We start from the raw sequence: 17,507 nt of genomic DNA on the forward strand, positions 1-17,507 counted from the left end.
CCATCCATGGCGCGGGGCGGCTAAACCGGCATCCCTGCCGGTTTACCCCCCAAATCACTATCGAATTCCGGCCAGCGTGGTTAACGGGGCGCCTAAGATCAAGATCAAAAGCAAGATCAAGAGCAGCTCGCTTCGCATCGTGGTGACCGTTGGGGCTACACAACAGTGTGAATGGAGCTGACCCCCCCTGTTGTATCGCGAGCTGTTGCTATTGCTCTGTTTTTGATTTTGATTTTGATCTTAGGCGCCCCGTTAACCACGCTGGCCGAATGCAGGTTTGAATCCGTGGGTAACCCGGCAGGACGCCGGGTTAGCCGTCCTGGGCCAGGGATGGCCCATGACGGCGGCCCACGGATTCAAGCCTGCGTTCGGGCATGCCGAGCCTAGGCGAGGCACCGAGTGGTGGGGCAAGACCTTTTGGTTACTTTTGGGGCGTTTGCCAAAAGTGACCCGCTGTAAGAGCGGAACCATAGGTGGCCGTTACCGCAGCAACGGATATGTACTCATTCCAACCCCAACCAATGGTCGGCCCAAAGGCCGCCATCGGGAGCAAATCGAATCGTCGCACCCACAGTTTTAACCGAGTCCCCCCAATACCGCTCGGCTATAAGCTCGCCGCCCTTCTGATTCCCCCAAAAAAATGGGGCGATCACTGATCGCCCCGAACGGTACATCGAGAGGTCCTTCTGAAACGCTACAAACTGATCTGCTTACGCTCCTCATCCGTCAACCGCGCCCGCGCCTGCTCACTCAGCGGCCCCGCGCCCAGCACCTGCACCGGGCTGTCGGGGTTGTAGCCCGAGGTTTTCCGAGGTTCCGGTTCACGCGACAGCGGCTCGGTGCCCAGGCTCAGCACCTCCACGGTCATGATCGACGGCCGGCCCTGTTTGGCCGCCGCCTGCTGGCTGCGCGCCGCGTCTTCTGCGGCCTGGGACGCCGCCGCCCCCGCTGCGCTGGCCGAGCTCATGGCGCCGGTGTTGACGGTGGCCGACACCGGCACCCCGGACGACTTGCCCTGGGTCTGGATGTTCGCCGCGTTCACCACCCGCAGGGCGGCGATGTTGACGTTACCCGACACCCGAATCCCCGCCTCGCCCGCATCGATGGTGCCCATCGGCGCGATCAGGTCGATATCCCCCGCCGGCACTTCCGGGATCGGGTTGAGCGTGGCGATCCCCGCACCGGTGCTCGGTACCGACGGCGACAGGCTCACGTTGCCCCAGTTGTCATAGACGCGCTTGGGCGGCGTGTACACCACGGTGGTCTTGGAGCCACGACCGGCGTTGATGTCGCCCTCGCTGGTCCAGGCCATGATCGAGCCGCCGAAGGTGGTCATGATGCGGCTCTGGCCAAGCAGGATGCTGCCCAGGGAGTACAGTTGGATATCTCCAGCGCCCTGGGTGATCACCCCAGCCGTGGACGGCGGTGCGGCGCCTTCGATGCCGAACGTCTGGCGGCCACCCGGCGTGAGCATCTGGATCGAGCCACCGAAGTTGGTGTGCACGCCCGCGCCGCCGAACATCGTGATGTCGCCTTTGTAGGTGATCGGGTTGCCGGCCACGTCGGTCTCGGGGAACAACCGGGCAATCGCGGCACGACCACGCACATAGCTGCCCTGGCGCACACTGCCGTCCTGGTTGTACTCACGGCCGGCGGCCTTGAGTTCGGCAAAGTACACGTCGCGGGCGAAGATCCGTTGTTGTTCAGCGGGCAGTGCGGCGTAGTAGGTCCGGGCCTGTTCGCTGTCGCCGGCGAAGCCGAAGCGTTCGGTGAGCCAGGTAACCAGCTCGTTTTCGTAAGTCTTGGCCACCTTGGCGCCTTGCAGGGATTCACCCGCTTGCGCCAGGTTGGCGGGGTTCAGGTAGGCCTCGACGAAGCGGCGGTAATCCGGGCCATTGGGGCCCATGCCGGCTTGCATGACGATGCTTGCGCCAGGGCGGCTGTCGCCCGCCGCCACATCACCCAGGCTGTTCACCGCGACTTTGTCTTCCATCTGGATGTTGCGCCCCGCCGTCAGTTCCAGGGTACCGGGGCCGGCAACGTTAAAGCTGCTGTAGAGGATGTCGCGGCCAGCGCTGGCGATGGAGATATCGGTGGGGCTGTTGTGCACGAACAGGTTGCCGGTAAAGGTGTATTGCCCCGTATCCGTGACACCTGCGCTGGCACCGCTCAAGCGCGTGCCGCTGCCGACAATATCGCGTCCGGCTTGCATCCATACCGGGCCTGCGCCTTCGTAAAAGGTTTGCCCGAACCGAGCGTCACCCACCCCCGTGATCGTGAGGGCGCGCCCACTATTGACGCCCAGCAGGTCCCCGTTCAGCGCATAGAAACGCGCGGGCTCCAGGGCATCACCCCAAGCCATGCTGGCGGTGTTGGGGCCAAAGGCAAACAGCGGGGAAACCGTCAAGGTTGCAATGTTGCCATCGCTGGAAAGATTGCCACTGCCCACTATTGCCGTTTTTTGATCCGTCAGGAAACCGGCGAAGGCCGGACGCAGAATAGTCGCCAGGCTATTGGGTGCTGCACTGGAGCGGCTGATCGTCAGATCGCCGCCGGAGATCGAATCCCCGGCCAGCAATTCCAGTTGTCCATTGGACGAAGGTGCGAGTACCAACGCCCTGAGCGGCTGCACGGTGCCAGGATTACTGGTCGAGGCGCTGCCGTAATAGAGACTGCCGTTAGCCGCAACCGCACGCAATGTCGCGGGATAGACCGCCGCCATATCGGTTTCCAGGGTCTGGGTCAGCGGCGTGAGGTTGCCCCCGGCAGAGAACAGGTCCACTGCTGTGCGGTCGGTCCACAAGCTGAACCAGCTTTGTCCGATCCCGTTGACCCCCTTATTGACGAAGGTCAAGGCGTTCATCTGCGGCGCGCGCCCAGGGTCGGCGACGTCCTGCAACACCAGGTCGCCACGGGTGGACAGGCCGAAAGTGGCGTCGCCCGGCAATAGGCTCAAACCACCCGAGGCCATGGCCGAAGTGGAACGCAAAGGATCGTAGGCGCGCACTTCGGTGGGGCTCTGGTCTGTGAACCGGTTGCCATAACGCAGCGTCAGGCTGCCCAGGGCGCCACCGGTCAATTGCACGTGCCCACGCAGGTTCACCAGCGCACCATTGAGGTGGTCTGCGAAGGTCTGGCTGGCGGGGTTAACCGCTCCGCCGACCCGCAGGTTCAGATCACCGCCACCCGTCAGTTGCACACTGCCATCGGCCCCGACCCGACCGGTGCTGCCGACTGCCAGTACCAGGCCTTGGCTACGGCGACTGACGTTCAGAGCTGTTGAAGAGACAGGGCTGATGAGTCCTGCATCGCCACCCACATCAACATTCAGGTTGCCGCCTCCCAGGGTGCCAAACCCGGTGAACCCGACCATCTGGTCCGAGCGGTCGCTGGCGACGTAGGAACCAAAGTTGATCCACCAGGCGGTGGCTTGCGCCTGGCTGCCACTGAGGCCGTTGCCCTGACGCCACAGCCAGTTGCCGACGTTGGCGGAATCCTGGCCTTGGTCGCTGGGTACCGGACGACCAACGCCATTCTGCGCCGGGCTGGTGATATTGCCCGTCAGGTTGCCGCCCACTTTAAGCAGCAAGTTGCCGCCAGTGTCCGGATACCAGGCACGGTACAGGCTGCCCGTTCCCCCATCGACCAGCTTCTCGTTGCCCCCCGCGTTACCCAGCACCTTGTTGTTGCTGCCCACGGCGCGCTTGAGGTTATAAGGATCGTTGGCCGAGGTGCCGGTGGACGAACTGCCCGCGGTATAGACCCCGAACAGCGACTCCATGCTCAGGTTGCCGGCGGCCAGCAGGTCAAGGTCTGCAGCGCCGGTGCGGATTACGCTGAAGCGAGTGCTGCCACCCACCAGCAGCGTGTAGTCCTCACCACTGGTAACGCAGTAGTCCGGGAGATCGTCACATATACCCGGGTATTGTATTGCGTCGAAATCAACCGGTTGGCCCACCATGCTTTCATCGCCGAACCACTCCTTAGAGCCCTCCTCGGTCCAGACCTGGGTTCCTTTCCCGAACGTCCCATAGTGACTGTCCGCCAAGCGCAGATTGCCGCTTACCGGATGCGGTTGCAGCAGGCGACTGTCGGCTGCCTCGGTGTCGGCCCCCGCAACCAGGCGAATCGACCACGACTGCGCACCCTCCTCCAGCAGGGGTGCAATTGCCCAGTTCTTGCCCGGATGGCCGGCGTCACGCAACGTCACCGACTCCACGCCGCCCGGCAGCTTCACGTCTGTTCCCGACGGCAACAGGGCGCCCCGGGGCAGCACTTGGCTGGCGGCCAGGGTCACCTTGGTGGCCAATGGCACGCCCTTGGGCCAGATCAAGCCGTCGACACTGGCTGACGTGCTCAACAGGCTGCCGGCATCCAGGACACTGCCGATGGCGAGGGTCTGGCTCTGAGTCAGCAACGTGCCCGCCGCGAACAGCACATTGCCCGAGGCATCCCGAACAGCCGCCGCCAACACCGTACCCGCCGGGAGTACCAACGGTTGTTTGAGCGTAGCCGCGACGGGCAATCGGGTGCCCGCCGGCAGAAACAGGGGGTTGGTCAGTACATCGAAATTAAGCGCAGCGCCCGCAGGGAACACAGTGCCCATCTCCAGGGTCACGCCGCTGCCCGGTACCACCACGGTGCCGCCGGTGTAGTCGATACCGGCGCGCAGCACCCAGCCATTGTCATCGTCGGTGGGCGGTGGCGCGGCAAAACCGTCGTTGATGCTGCCATAGATATTCAGGTCGCCACCGGCGCGCAGGGTCAGGCTGCCGGACTCGGTCTTGGCCGTTGATTTGAGGCTGGCGTAGCGATAGCTGGAGAGGTCCAGATCGCCCTGCACCACCAGGTCGCCGTCCGGGGTTTTGCTGATGATTTCCACACCGGGGCGCAGGTGGAAAACATCGCCGTAGGTGGCGTTGTTCAAGCCGGCGAGCTTTTGCAGCAAGTTGTTGTTAACGCGCGCGGCATTGATGAAATCCTTATTGGATGGATCGACGACTTTCTTGAGGTAGTCCTGATCAATAACTTGGTAGGGGCGCCCGTTGGGGGTTTCGTCAGTTTTGGTCGGGGCATCGTCGTAGGTTCTCATGCCATTGAGGGTGATCGAACGCGCGCCTTGGATAGTCAACTGCCCACTGGCGTCAATGGCGATGTCATCGCCGCCCACGCGCGGCGCATTGAGCTCCAGCGTGCCACGGTTGCGCCCGTCATTGCCGGTCGCGGCCTCGGTGCCATGGCGCAGGTCGATGCGCGCGCCATTGGCCAGGGTCAACTGGCCTTGGCCAGAGCTGAGGACCACGATGGCGCGGTTGGGCGAGTCGATGATCTTGCCGTAGCTGTCCACGCGTAATTGCGTGCCATGGGCGTCCAGCACGGCGCTGCCGTCGAGGGTCAGGCCGTTTTTCGCGGCCAGGTTGATGCTGCCCACGCGCTCACCGCTGGCATCTACCAGGCCGGTCACGCGCAGGCTGCCGTTGTCGATCGAGACGTTGACGTTGTTGGCCTTGACGTCGTTGCCGATGGTCAGGTCGCCCTGCTTGAGCTGGAAGCTGCGCGCACCATAGACCTGGCCCTGATTGAGGCGCTGGTTGAGCGCGGCGAACTGGTCGCTCAGGGTGCCACTGGCAGCCAGCCGCTGGGCCTGGATTTCAACCGAACCGGCCAGGTACGGCACCAGCGTGCCGCCAGCATCGTAGTAACCGCTGCTGCCGGCGACGATTTTGCCCGACAGGTCGACGATGCCCGCCGCGCCGTCCACGGCCACTGCGCGCAACCGGCCCGCCTGGTTGTGCTGCGCCGACAGGTCGATGGTCGAACCGGCCGCCTGCAGCACATTACCTGCGCGGCTTTCCAGCAGCACTTCACCTCCCGCGCTGTACTTGGTCAGGTCGTTGAAGGGGATGGCACGGCCTGCCACATCAATCGATGCGACGTCGGTCAGCACCACATCGCCACGGGCACCCAAGGTCACCTTGCCGCTGGGCAGTACCACGGCACTGGCCAGGCGCAGGCTGTCGCCCTGCAACGACAACTCGCCGCCGATACCGTCCACCTTGCCCACCGTGCCCTGCGAAGCGCTCACATCAATTGCACCACCAGCGGTAATACGGTTGACCGAACCGGCCTCACCGGTCATCAGCGGCGTGAGGATATTCAGGTTGCCGCCGCTGTAGGCAAAGCCCTTGATCGCATCAAACGCGCCCTGGCTCTGGTACACCGAGAGGCTGCCCTTGTGGTTGGCGGTGATGCGCTCACTGGCATTGAGGTTGACGTTGGCAAAGCCCAGGGCGAGGCGGTCGAAGGTATTGGTCGTGCTCGGCTGGGCAAAATCCCCATAGCCGAATTCGATACGCTCGGCATTGATGTCCAGGCGCCCGCTGCCGCTGCCGGCACCGCCGGTCACCGCCGCCACAGGCGGCGCGACGGCACCTTGCCAGATCAGGTTGGCGGTGTGGATAGTCGCCACGTCGTTCAAGCCGCCAGAGCCGTAGATCGCCGGCGCGGACAGCATCAGGTTGCTCAGCAACGACTTGCCGGTCACGGCGTCATAAGTGTCCAGGGTGGTGGTGCCGTAGAAGTTAAAGCTGTCACGCGCCGACAGTTGCAGGGTTTCCAGGGCCGGGGCGCCGAATTGGGTGTCGCCGCGCAGCAGGCGTTCCAGCACTTGCTGGTTGAGGGTCATACCCACCGGCAGGCGATTGTTGGCGGCTGCAGCGGCCAGGGCTTCGGGGCTGCCGACGTTGATGCTGGACACGCCCAGGTTCAGGTGGCGGGTGCCATAGCGCACCTCATCGCCCATCTGCAGGGTGCTGTCGGTCAAGGTAACGATGCTGCCTTCGGAATACAGGGCTGTCTGGCCGCTGCAGGGCGCGCTGTCGCACACGCCTAACTGGATGCCTCCACTGATGAGTCCACCCAATGACGGCGCGGCAATTACGTTGAGCAAACCGTTGGACACCGCCAGCACATTGCTCAGGTTGTAGATAAAACCGTCACGTGCGTCGTAGCTGGCCTTGCCCTGGCCTATCGTGTTGATCGAGGCGCCTTGTTCGAGCGTAATTTTTCCGGTGGAGGTCACCAGTAATACCTCCGGTGCCGCCAGTTTCGCGCCGTCGCGCAGGATGATGGAACTGATGATGCTGCTGGGGAGGTTGATGTAGTTGCCACCCTGGCCGTACGTGACATAGGTCATTCCACCGATCAGCAGGCGAGCCGCGCCCATTGCATTCAGGCTGTCCGCATCCACCGTAATGCCTTTGAAATTGGCGGTAGCCGCGTTGCCTGCCGCGACAATTTCGATGTCCCTTCCCAAGCTGCCCTTTTCTTCGTTTATCAGCGATACGGTACCGCCGTAACCGCCGTCAGCGGCCTCGAAGCGGCCGATCCCCTGGAACGAAAAGGCATCCGCACCTGCGCCTGGCCGCAGGGCCAGTTGCAGGGTCTTGGCATCCACCGGCAGCAGTGCCCGAGGTACACCAAGCCTGGTGGCGTCGGCCACGGCGAACTGTGCGTAGCCGGTTTCGTTGTATTGGGAGTAACGACGCAACCTATCGGCCGACGTGAGAATTACCTGGCTGGCCGTACTGTTGCTGATCCCGGTATTGGCGATGGACAAGCGCCCTGCCGTGGCCCATGAGCCATTGCGCAACGCCTGGGTCACACCGTCGGAGCCCAACCCGGCCAGGCCGTTGATCTCGAGCCGGAAAGCCCCAGGCATCAACGCATAGGTGGACGGCATCAGGGTATAGGTGCCGGCCGCCAGGCCCGGCACGCCGGCGCCGATTGTGATCTGCTGGCCGATCAACGGATCGACCGCGCCACCTTCCGGCGCCACCGGGGCATAGCCCGGTTGCACGCCCGGCACAATCGCATAGATGGGGTTGGTGCTCAGACCCGGCAGTACAAACCCGCCGTTCGCACCGAACTGTACCAATGGGTTGTAACGTGCATCGGTAGAGCCCCCGCGCCCGGAAATAAATCCGGCGCCGAGCAGTTCGCCACCGCCGGACAGATCCACCGTCGCCTGCGGCAGCACCGTCAACTGCTGGCCACCGAGAATCACCCCAACGTTCAGGCTGCCCGCACTGTTGCCGCCACCCTGGCCGATAAACGTCACTGTCTTGCCGTTGTACTTGTAGATCTGGCCATCCACGGTACCGCCGTAAGGCAATACCAGGCCCTTGCCACTCACCGAAGTGAGGCTGCCCGGCAGCAGTTGCACGTTGGTAGAGCCCAGGTTGCCAATCTCGATCAGCCCCAGTGGCGCACGCACCACCCCGCCCTGCTTGATGGTGGGCCCGCCCAATTGCAGACGACCAAAGGCCGAGTAAGGCATGGCGGCATTGCTATTGGCGGTGCGTGCGATGGTCAGGGTGCGTGTCGGATCGTAATTGAAGCCTGTGTCATTGCTGGCAGCATTATTCAGATAGCCCGCCAGTACCCGGGCGCCGACCTCAGTCGCCGGATACAACTGCGCCGCGCGCAGGGTCATGTCACCACTGGTCACTAATTGCGTGCTGATGCCCTGGGCAATCACATCTGCCCCCGCCCCCGCCAGGAAGCGCAAGTCGCCCTGGCTGGTCAGTTGCACATCATCAAACCCCCGCCGTTCGAGGCTGGCCTGGCTGTTGTCGGGCCGCAACAGATAGCTCTTGTTGCCGAACACCACATTGCCACGCACGTCGATCAGGTTGGCGTTGGCGTTGAACTGCGCCGTGGTGGCCAGCGCGGAGGGATTGGGCAACACCGGCACCGCGCGGGTATAGGCTTCCTTGCCGGATTCTGCCGGCGCGAGGATGCCGGCCAACAGCAGGTATGGCGCCGACAGGTTGACCCGCGAACTGGCCGCCGCGTTTTCACTGAGGTTATAGCTGCCACCGTACAGGCGCAGGCTCTGGCCCATGTTCAACGACACGTCACCGTCGAAACTCAGCAAGCCGTTGCTGAGCAGCGCCAGGTTGTCAAACCCGCCGGCGCTGACCTGGTCCACGCCGAGGCGGCCATGGCCGTACTCGAGGCTGGAAGTCGGGCTGGCTTGATGGGTCTGGCTGAGCACCAGTTCACGCACCTTGAGCACACTGTCGTTGACGCCGGCCTTGAGGTAATACGGGCTTTCCAGGGCCAGGGCCAGGCTACCGCCCGCAGCACCTGCGCCACCCGCGCGGGCAACCAAGCTGCCGTCCAGGTACAGGCCGTTGTTCGACGCAAAGCTGATGCTGCCGCCATTGCTGGCCATCGGCACGCGGCCCTGGCCGGGAACATCCAGCATCGCCTGGGCACCGGACGCGTCCAGGCGCGCGCCGTCGCGCACCACCACAAACAGGTCACTGGCCTTGGCGATGCCGGTGGCCAGGTTGATATCGCCGCCGATGCTGATGGTGCCACCATTGCGCACCTGGCCGTAGACATTGCCACGGTTGCTCACCGCCGTGACCGCACGCGACGCCACGTCGATCAGCGCGTTTTCACCCACCCAGATCGAACGGCTATGGCCGGCGGCGTTGGCCGCTTCCGAGCCCGTCGCCGTCAGGCCGCCCAGGCTGACGCTGCCGCCCCAGGCGTTGAGGCTGCCGTTCATGGTCAACTGGCCGACGCTGCGCAGGTTGATGGCCTGGCCTGGGTCGACAGTGATCACCGCGCCCTGCCCCACGCTCAAGGCCGTGGTGGCCAGTTCAGCCGCCGTGGAATTCAGATTGCCGGCGGTCAAGGTCAGGCTGGCGCCACGGCGCTGGGTCAGTACGCCTTTGGCGGCGTCTTCCTGGTACAGCGCCGGCGTCCAGCGTTCAAGGGCGGTGGCCGGGTCGCTGCCCGTGGCAGCGGCCGAGGTCTGCTCGCCAATACGGTAGACCGGCGTCGTGACGTCGACCTGGGTACCGTCCGTGACCAGCAGCCCTTCATTGCCGGTGATGTCATAGGCCGAGAAGCCCTTGTTGAAAAAATCCCCCGCCAGTTGCACGGTGCCAACATCGGGCGCCGTGGCGCTGTCGCCGATCTGTACTTTGCGCGCCTGCAACGCCAGGGTGCCGCCACCGCTCACGCCATAACCGCGAATCTCGCCGTCCAAACCCAGGGTACCGAGAGACGCCAAGGTCACGTCGCCGCCCTTGCCACCGTTGAGCTTGCCATCCAAGCCGAGGGTGCCACCGGAGGAAGTGTCCACCACGCTGCCGGCCGCCAGGTTCACACCACCAGTGCTGCGCAGCGACACCTTGCCGCCGTTCACATAGGCCAAGCCGCTGCTGTTGGCCGGTTCCAGCAGCAGATTGTTCCAGCGCCCGGTGGCATCCAGCGTGACCCCGCTGGCCACGTTCAGCGTGCCGCCGCCGTTGAGGATGCTGTCGCCTACCGCACCGCCTTGAAGCGGGTCGACCTGGCTGAGGATATTGCCCGCGTTGAGGCTGCCGCCGTGGGCCGTGAGGTGGGCGTTGATGTCGACCCTTGGCCCGAACAGGGTGATATCGCCGCCATCGGCCACCTTGAGCGCTCCGTTGACGGTGACCTGCTGCTTGGCCGCGACCTTGATCGCGCCCAACTGATAGCCATTGAGCTGGTCGCTGTCGAGAACCATCTTGCCCTGGCGGTCCGCGGGCAGCGCGGTGGTGAGGTCCAGGCCATCGGCGATTTTTTGCGTACCGCCCTCGATCAATACCTCGTCCGCGTTTGCGCCCAAGGCATAGCGCAGGGTGCCGGTGGTCTTGTTGTAGATAGGCGTGTAGCCGCCAATGATCAATTGCGCGCGCTGGGCCATGGCCTTCTGCGACTGCTGGTAACCGTCGAGGTTGATGTTCGGCGCCTGGGTCTGGCGATCGCCCTGGAACACGTCACTGATCACCTGGCCCTCGAGCACCGCGCTGGTGGTACCGATCACCAGCTTGCCGGCATCGCGGCCCACCGTGTAACCGCTCTCATAACGACGCTGCTTGGCGATCATCGGGTTGTAGTAGTAATCGGTCTGGCCCCAGCGCTTGCTGGTGTCTTCATACCCCTTGTAGAACCCGGAATAGAGAATGTCGCCCGGCGCGTTGGACAGCTCATACAAGCGCCCATCCGGGCCCTTGAGCCAGGTCTGCTGGATATAACCGGCCTGCACATCCACGGTGCCGCCCGACAGGTTGATCTGCGCGTCCTTCTGGGTCACCACGTCCTTGCCGGTAAACGTCACGGTACCGCCCTGGGCCATCCACTCGCCCACCGAGTGGCCTTGGGTGCCCAGGTAGCCGCCCACTTCCAGCAAGCCGCCAGCGGTGTACCAGCGATCCGTCGCATAGCCGTTGGTGCCTGCGGGCACAAACACCAGCTCGCGCAGGTCGACCCACACATCGTTATTGATCAACTGCCCATCGTCACGGTTGACCGGTGCGTCGCGCTGCTCGTTGCCCTGTACGTTGATCTTGATGTTGTTGGATTCCATCGACACCTTGACACCGACCGCCCCGGAGACATCGATCATCGCCCCGTCGCGTACCAGGCTGCGCCCGGTGGCACTGACCGCGACCTGCCCACCGGTAGCCAGGGTGATCGAGCCTTTCTGGAAGTCCACCGTGCCGCCGCTGACGATCTCGATGCGTGATTGGTCGGTGCGGTCGGCCACGGCGCTGAGGTTGTTGAACTGGCCGGTGATCAGGTTGGCGGGCGTGCCGTCGAGCTTGATCAGGCCGTTGTCCTTCTGGCCGTTGAGCGCGGTGCTGCCGCTGCTGTCGAGCAGGATCGCGGTGGTGCTGCCCTCCCCAAGGGTCACGCTGCCGGTGGTGTCGGTAGCGGAATTTAGCAAATGGATGGTGCCACGGGTGTCCACTGACGTGCTGGCCAAGGCCACGCCATTTTGCTGCACCTGGTGCCCGGTCAGGGTGATGTCACCGGTGGACGCCATGATCAGGCCCGTGTTGCTGACCTTGCCTGCGCTGCTGCCGGCCTTGAGGCTGGTGGCCACTTCATTGCCCTGGGTGGTGGAGCGGTCATTGCCGGTGGTGCCGACACCCTTGCGGATGTAAAAGCTGTCGCCGGCGGCCAGGGTGGTCTGGCCCTTGGCGGTAGTGAGGGTACCGGCGTTTTCCACTTCCGAGCCCAGCAGCAAGGCATAGCCGCCGGCGTCGGTGGAGGTGGCGGGGTTGTGGGTCTGGATCAATGCGCCGCGCTGCACCTCGACCTTGCCGGCCGCGTCAGTGAAGGTCGGCTGGGTGCCGGTGGCGTCCACGTAGATACCGCGCTGGGTGAACTGCTCATCGGTGATGTTCGCCGCCGCCGCCACCAGATTGCGCACGTTGACCTGGCTGGTGCCACTGAACACCACGCCGTTGCGGTTCACGATCATCACCGTACCGGCGCCGTTGATCTGGCCCTGGATTTCGCTCGGGCGCGCATTCGGGTCGTTGACGCGGTTGAGCACGGCCCAGCTCGACTGCTGCTGGAAGTCGACGCTGGTGTTGCGCCCGACGTTGAAGGTTTCCCAATTGAGGATGGCCTTGTCGGCGGTCTGTTCGATGGTCACCGTGGTCTTGCCGCCGGCCTGGGTCTGCACCGGGCCCTTGGCGTTGGTCCAGCCCTGGGTCAGGCTGTTATCCACCTGCAGGCCACCTTTGCCGAGGCCGTCTGGAATCGTCGAGACTTGGCCAAACGCCGCCTGACGCCCCGCCGCTTGTGCTGCCTGCTGTGCCGCAATCGCCGCGACGCTGGTGTTCAAAGTGCTGATGGAACGCGCCAACTGCTGGTTGACCCGCGCCTGCTGGTTCAGCGAAGGAATCCCCTGCACCTGCCCGACACTGATCCGCGCCGCCGTCGCCGCCTGGGTCGCACCTTTATCGGCAAACCAGCTGGAACTGAACGCCGTGGCCGCATGGGCATTGCCCGCCACCATCAACAAGGCGATGGCCTGGGCCAGGGGCTTGAGGCGCAGCACAGTTTCTTGGGCTTTCAGGTTAACCGGCGATTTGCAGCGGACCATCGGGGATCTTCCTTCTTTGTTATCACGCAGGGAGCAAGACAGGCTCACGTATGAGGGTTAGGCGGTTGGCGAGGGACGGGACTGAACTTCTGTCACGCAAAGTTCATATAGGGCTGTTAACGGCTCGAAAAACCGCACAAACGCAAAAATCAGCAACGGCACAGGCCGTTGCTGATCAGGTGGTGCAGGTCGTTGAAAGCGAGGGTTACAGCGGGCGACCGATACCGTTGCAGACGTTGGTGTTGCCGATGCTCAGGGCGTTGCTCGCGGTCAGGAAGCTGGCGCGAACGGTGGCTTTCCAAGCGGTTGGCAGCGGAACGAAAGCGTTGGCGGTGATGGCTGCATCGTTGTTGTTGGAGGCGCCGTAGTGCTTGGTGAAGAAATCACGCACTTGGCTGGTCTGGGTGGCATCGGCGTAGCACTGGCTGAAGATCAGGTTGGTAAAGCCCAGGATCGGGTAGCCCGAGGTTGGGTAAGGCTGTACACCGGCGGTGTTGTCCGGACCGAAGACTGGAACCCAGGCGTCCGGGTTGGAACGATCAGCGGCAGCCGGTACCGGTACTGCGCCGATGGCGGCAGACACGTTGGCGGCGGCAGGCGAAACGCCCTGGGTGTTGGTGGCGACGTTTTTGCCCACGCGAGCCACTTTGGTGGCGTCGTCCAGGCCGGCCAATGTCGGGGCGGCGAAGTCCGGGCTCATGTAGGTGATGCGGCCATCGCCAGCGGCCAGGGCAGTCATTACACCTTGGCTGCCAGTAGCAGCAACGGCGCCGGCAGGCAAGCCACCGGAGAAACTGGTGCCGAAGGTGGTGGTGACGGCGAAGTTGCCTGTTTCTGCGTTGCACTTGGCATTCAGGAAACGGGTGAACAGCTCAGTGGTGCCACTGCTTTCGCTGCGATAAACCACAACGATCGGACCGGTACGGCCAGAACCGGAAATCCCGTCCCAGGTATTGATACGGCCCGAGAACACGCCGCACAACTCTTGAACGCTCAGGTCTACAGCGGCGGAACCGCTTTTATTGAAAGGAATGGCAACCGAAGTCCCCACCGATGGCACCTGGATCAACTTGCCCCAGGTCGGTTGCTTGGCAGAGGCGTAGGTCGACAACTCAGTGGCGCTCAGCTTGGAGTCGCTGCCGGCCCAGTGCACGTTCTTGTTCGTCACGCCCGCCTGGAACTTGGTGTAGTCATTGTTCAGGAAGGCTGCCTTGCCGTTGCCGCTGCCGACACCGATGTACTGGGCGAAACCGGCCGTCAGCACGCCGGAGGTCTGGTACAGCGCTTGTGGCAGGGTGGCACCGCCGCCGTTGATGTCAGCCATTGCAGCCTGTGCCGAGCACAGTGCGGCGAGGGTCATGGATACCGCGAGAACGTTGCGCTTAAACATGAAGAATCTCCTTTCGTCGTGTTTGTACGTTGGGGTAGATGGCTCTTGCATGACGCCATGGCTTCGGTCCCAGGCCGTGTCTCGGGGGTGGCGAGGGGTGAGGCCATGGGTAGGAAATTTCGCAGTTTCCGATGACAGCAAAAGGAAAAAACCTCGGGAGGAAGGGCTTGATTTTTAAAAAGATTCTCGGGTGTTTTGGTCATGGTTTTGAGCGGTTTGGCGGCAGGTGACAGCGAGGTTTCAGCGTGGGTTTAGTCAAGGCGGCGCGGGCTGTGGCGCAGGGCCTGGATGTGACGGAATGAGGAACCCGAGGTTGGGAGCCGGCGATATCGGCCTGCCCCAAAACCAGCCTCAGCAGAGTTTCTGATACACCGCATTCTGCTTTACTGGGGCTGCTTCGCAGCCCGGCGCGGGGCAAGCCCGCTCACCACAGAGGAACTCACCCGTCTCTGAAAGTTGTGTAAATATCCATGGCTATCAGGGTGTAGCCCCCTTCCACATTGGTTTTTTGGTGTGTTCAGGTCACCAGTTGGTTGATCTCGATGATCGGCAACAGCACCGCCATCACGATCACCAACACCACCGCGCCCATCACTACGATCATCAACGGTTCCAGCAACGCGGTCATGCCCATGGCCCGCCGTTCGATATCCCGCGACAAGGTCTGCGCCGCCCGCTCCAGCATCGGTGGCAGCGAGCCGGTTTTTTCGCCACTGGCGATCAGGTGGATCAGCACCGGCGGGAAGACTTTTTCCACCGCCAGTGCCGGGGCCAGGTTGACGCCCTCACGCACCTTGGCCGTGGCATCGTTGACGCATTGGCTCAGGCGCTCATTGGAGAGGGTTTGCCGCGCCGCTTCCAGGGCCCGCAGCAACGGCACCCCGGCACCGCCGAGAATCGCCAGGGTCGAGGCAAAGCGCGCGGTGTTCAGGCCCAGCACAAAGCGCCCGATCAGCGGCAGGCGCAGCACGCGGCTGTGCCAGTTCAAGCGCGCCACCGGGTTACGCAGGTACAGGCGCCAGCCCCAGAAACCCGCGATTAAAGCACTGAGGCACAGCCAACCCCAACCGCGAATGAAATCACTGGCATTGAGCATCGCCAATGTCAGCCCGGGCAGATCCTGGCGCGCCTGGGAAAACGCGCTGACCACCTGGGGCACCACGTAGCTGAGCAAAAAAATCACGATGCCGATGGACACCAGCCCGACCACACCGGGGTAGATAAAGGCGGTGAGGATCTTGCCGCGCAGGTTGTTGCGCTCCTCGATGTAGTCGGCCAGGCGTTCCATCACCTGGGCCAGGTCGCCGGACTCCTCCCCCGCCGCGATCAGTGCGCGGTAGATCGACGGAAAGTCCCGTGGCCGTGCCGCCAAGGCATCCGCCAGACGCATGCCGCCGCGTACATCGGCACGCACGGCGGCCAGGGTCTGGGCGATGTGTTTTTTCTCCGCCTGTTCCACCGTGGCGCTTAATGCCGCCTCCAGGGGCAGGCTGGCGCCGAGCAGGCTCGCCAGTTGCCGCGTGGCCCAGGCCAGGTCGTTGTCCGACAGCTTGGCGCTGAACAGGCTGCTGCCGGCGGCGCTTTGCTGACCGCCCTCGACCTGCACCAGCAGCGCGGTCAGGCCACGGCTGCGCAGCACGGCAAATGCCCCGCTCTGGCTGTCGGCCTCCAGGTGCCCGGCCTCGACTTTGCCGCTGGCATCGGCGGCTTCATAGCGATAGCGATTCATCAGGCGTCCCGTGTCACGCGCAGGATTTCTTCGGGCGCGGTGGCGCCGCTGCGCACCCAGCGCTCGCCGTCTTCACGCATGCTGAACATCCCCGCACGCCGCGCCGCCACGCGCAGATCCTGCTCGCCGGCGCCCTGGTGGATCAGGCTGCGCACCTCGTCGTCGACGCAAAACAATTCATGGATACCGGTCCGCCCGCTGTAGCCGATCTGGTTGCACTGCGCGCAGCCCACCGGGCGCCAGGTGCCGGGCGCGGCCGGGTCTTCCTGTTTGCAATGCGGGCACAGGCGGCGGACCAGGCGTTGCGCCAGCACGCCCAGCAGTGACGAGGCCAGCAGGAACGGCTCGACGCCCATATCGATCAGGCGGTTGACCGCCGACACCGCATCGTTGGTGTGCAGGGTCGCCAGCACCAAGTGCCCGGTGAGCGAGGCCTGCACCGCGATTTGCGCGGTCTCCAGGTCGCGGATTTCACCGATCATGATGATGTCCGGGTCCTGACGCAGGATCGCCCGCAGCGCCAGGCCGAAGGTCATGTCGATCTTGGCATTGACCTGGATCTGGCTGATGCCCGGCAGGTCGTATTCCACCGGGTCTTCCACGGTGAGGATATTGCTGGTGCTCGCATCCAGCCGTGCCAGGGCGGCGTACAGGCTGGTGGTCTTGCCGCTGCCCGTGGGCCCGGTGACCAGCACAATGCCATGGGGCTGGCGAATCAAGGTGTCGAGGCGCGCCAGCAACTGCGGCTCCATGCCCAGGGTCTCCAGTTGCAAACGCCCGGCTTGCTTGTCGAGCAAGCGCATCACCACGCGCTCGCCATGCCCGGTGGGCACGGTCGACACACGAATATCAATCGGCCGCCCGGCCACGCGCAGGGCGATACGGCCATCCTGGGGCAGGCGTTTTTCGGCGATGTCGAGCTGGGCCATGATCTTGATCCGCGACACCAGTGCGCCATGCAATGCCTTACGCGGCGACACCACATCCCGCAGGGTGCCGTCGACGCGGTAACGCACCACGGAGTGGGTTTCATACGGTTCAATGTGAATATCACTGGCCTCGTCCCGCGCTGCCTGTGTGAGCAAGGCGTTGATCATACGAATCACCGGCGCGCCGTCCTGGGTGTCGAGCAGGTCGGTGATTTCGGGCATGTCCTGCATCAGGCGGTCGAGGTCGACCTCGTTTTCCGCCGCGCCCACCACGGCGGCGGCGCTTCCCGTATCGGCATAAGCACTGGCGAGGAGGCCGTCGAGTTCATCGTCGCGTACCTGCTCGAGGTGGGCCTGGCCGAACTGGCGCCGTACTTCGCTGATGGACCAGCCGGGGGTGGAGGGGCAGACGGTCAGCAGCATGCCGTCGTCGCCGGGGCGCAGGAGGATGCGTTGGGACTTGGCCCAGGCATAAGGGAGAAGGCTCACAAGACATCTTCCTGACCGAGCGCGGTC

Annotated in this window: 5 protein-coding genes; 1 reads left to right on the forward strand and 4 read right to left on the reverse strand. The window is 63.9% G+C overall.

The window, feature by feature from the left end:
* On the forward strand, positions 1 to 181 hold a 181-nt coding region (locus BFP99_RS33465; RefSeq protein WP_218064745.1), incomplete at its 5' end, for a hypothetical protein.
* A 513-nt stretch (positions 182 to 694) separates the two neighbouring features.
* Here BFP99_RS33465 and BFP99_RS31580 read toward each other — a convergent pair.
* The 4 genes from BFP99_RS31580 to gspE form a co-directional block, all read right to left on the reverse strand.
* Positions 695 to 12,943 carry a filamentous hemagglutinin family protein gene (locus BFP99_RS31580; RefSeq protein WP_065949051.1) on the reverse strand — a complete coding sequence of 4,083 codons (12,249 nt, stop codon included), beginning with the start codon at positions 12,941 to 12,943 and terminating at the stop codon, positions 695 to 697.
* Positions 12,944 to 13,148: 205 nt separating this feature from the next.
* A complete protein-coding gene (locus BFP99_RS31585; protein WP_027607538.1) occupies positions 13,149 to 14,333 on the reverse strand; it encodes a substrate-binding domain-containing protein in 1,185 nt (394 codons plus the stop codon).
* Positions 14,334 to 14,850: 517 nt separating this feature from the next.
* A complete protein-coding gene (gene gspF / locus BFP99_RS31590; protein WP_065949052.1) occupies positions 14,851 to 16,062 on the reverse strand; it encodes a type II secretion system inner membrane protein GspF in 1,212 nt (403 codons plus the stop codon).
* Positions 16,062 to 17,480 (reverse strand): type II secretion system ATPase GspE, encoded by a 1,419-nt coding sequence (gene gspE, locus BFP99_RS31595; RefSeq protein ID WP_065939826.1) that lies wholly within the window; start codon positions 17,478 to 17,480, stop codon positions 16,062 to 16,064. Before gspE ends, gspF begins: the two co-directional genes overlap by 1 nt.
* Positions 17,481 to 17,507 lie beyond the last annotated feature (27 nt).

Origin of the sequence: Pseudomonas sp. 1 R 17 (assembly GCF_900067035.1) — a bacterium.
Classification (GTDB): domain Bacteria; phylum Pseudomonadota; class Gammaproteobacteria; order Pseudomonadales; family Pseudomonadaceae; genus Aquipseudomonas; species Aquipseudomonas marginalis.

Coding starts and splice junctions, on each gene's coding strand:
- BFP99_RS31580 (WP_065949051.1), bottom strand. CDS start 12,943: ATGGTCCGCTGCAAATCGCCGGTTAACCTGAAAGCCCAAGAAACTGTG.
- BFP99_RS31585 (WP_027607538.1), bottom strand. CDS start 14,333: ATGTTTAAGCGCAACGTTCTCGCGGTATCCATGACCCTCGCCGCACTG.
- gspF (WP_065949052.1), bottom strand. CDS start 16,062: ATGAATCGCTATCGCTATGAAGCCGCCGATGCCAGCGGCAAAGTCGAG.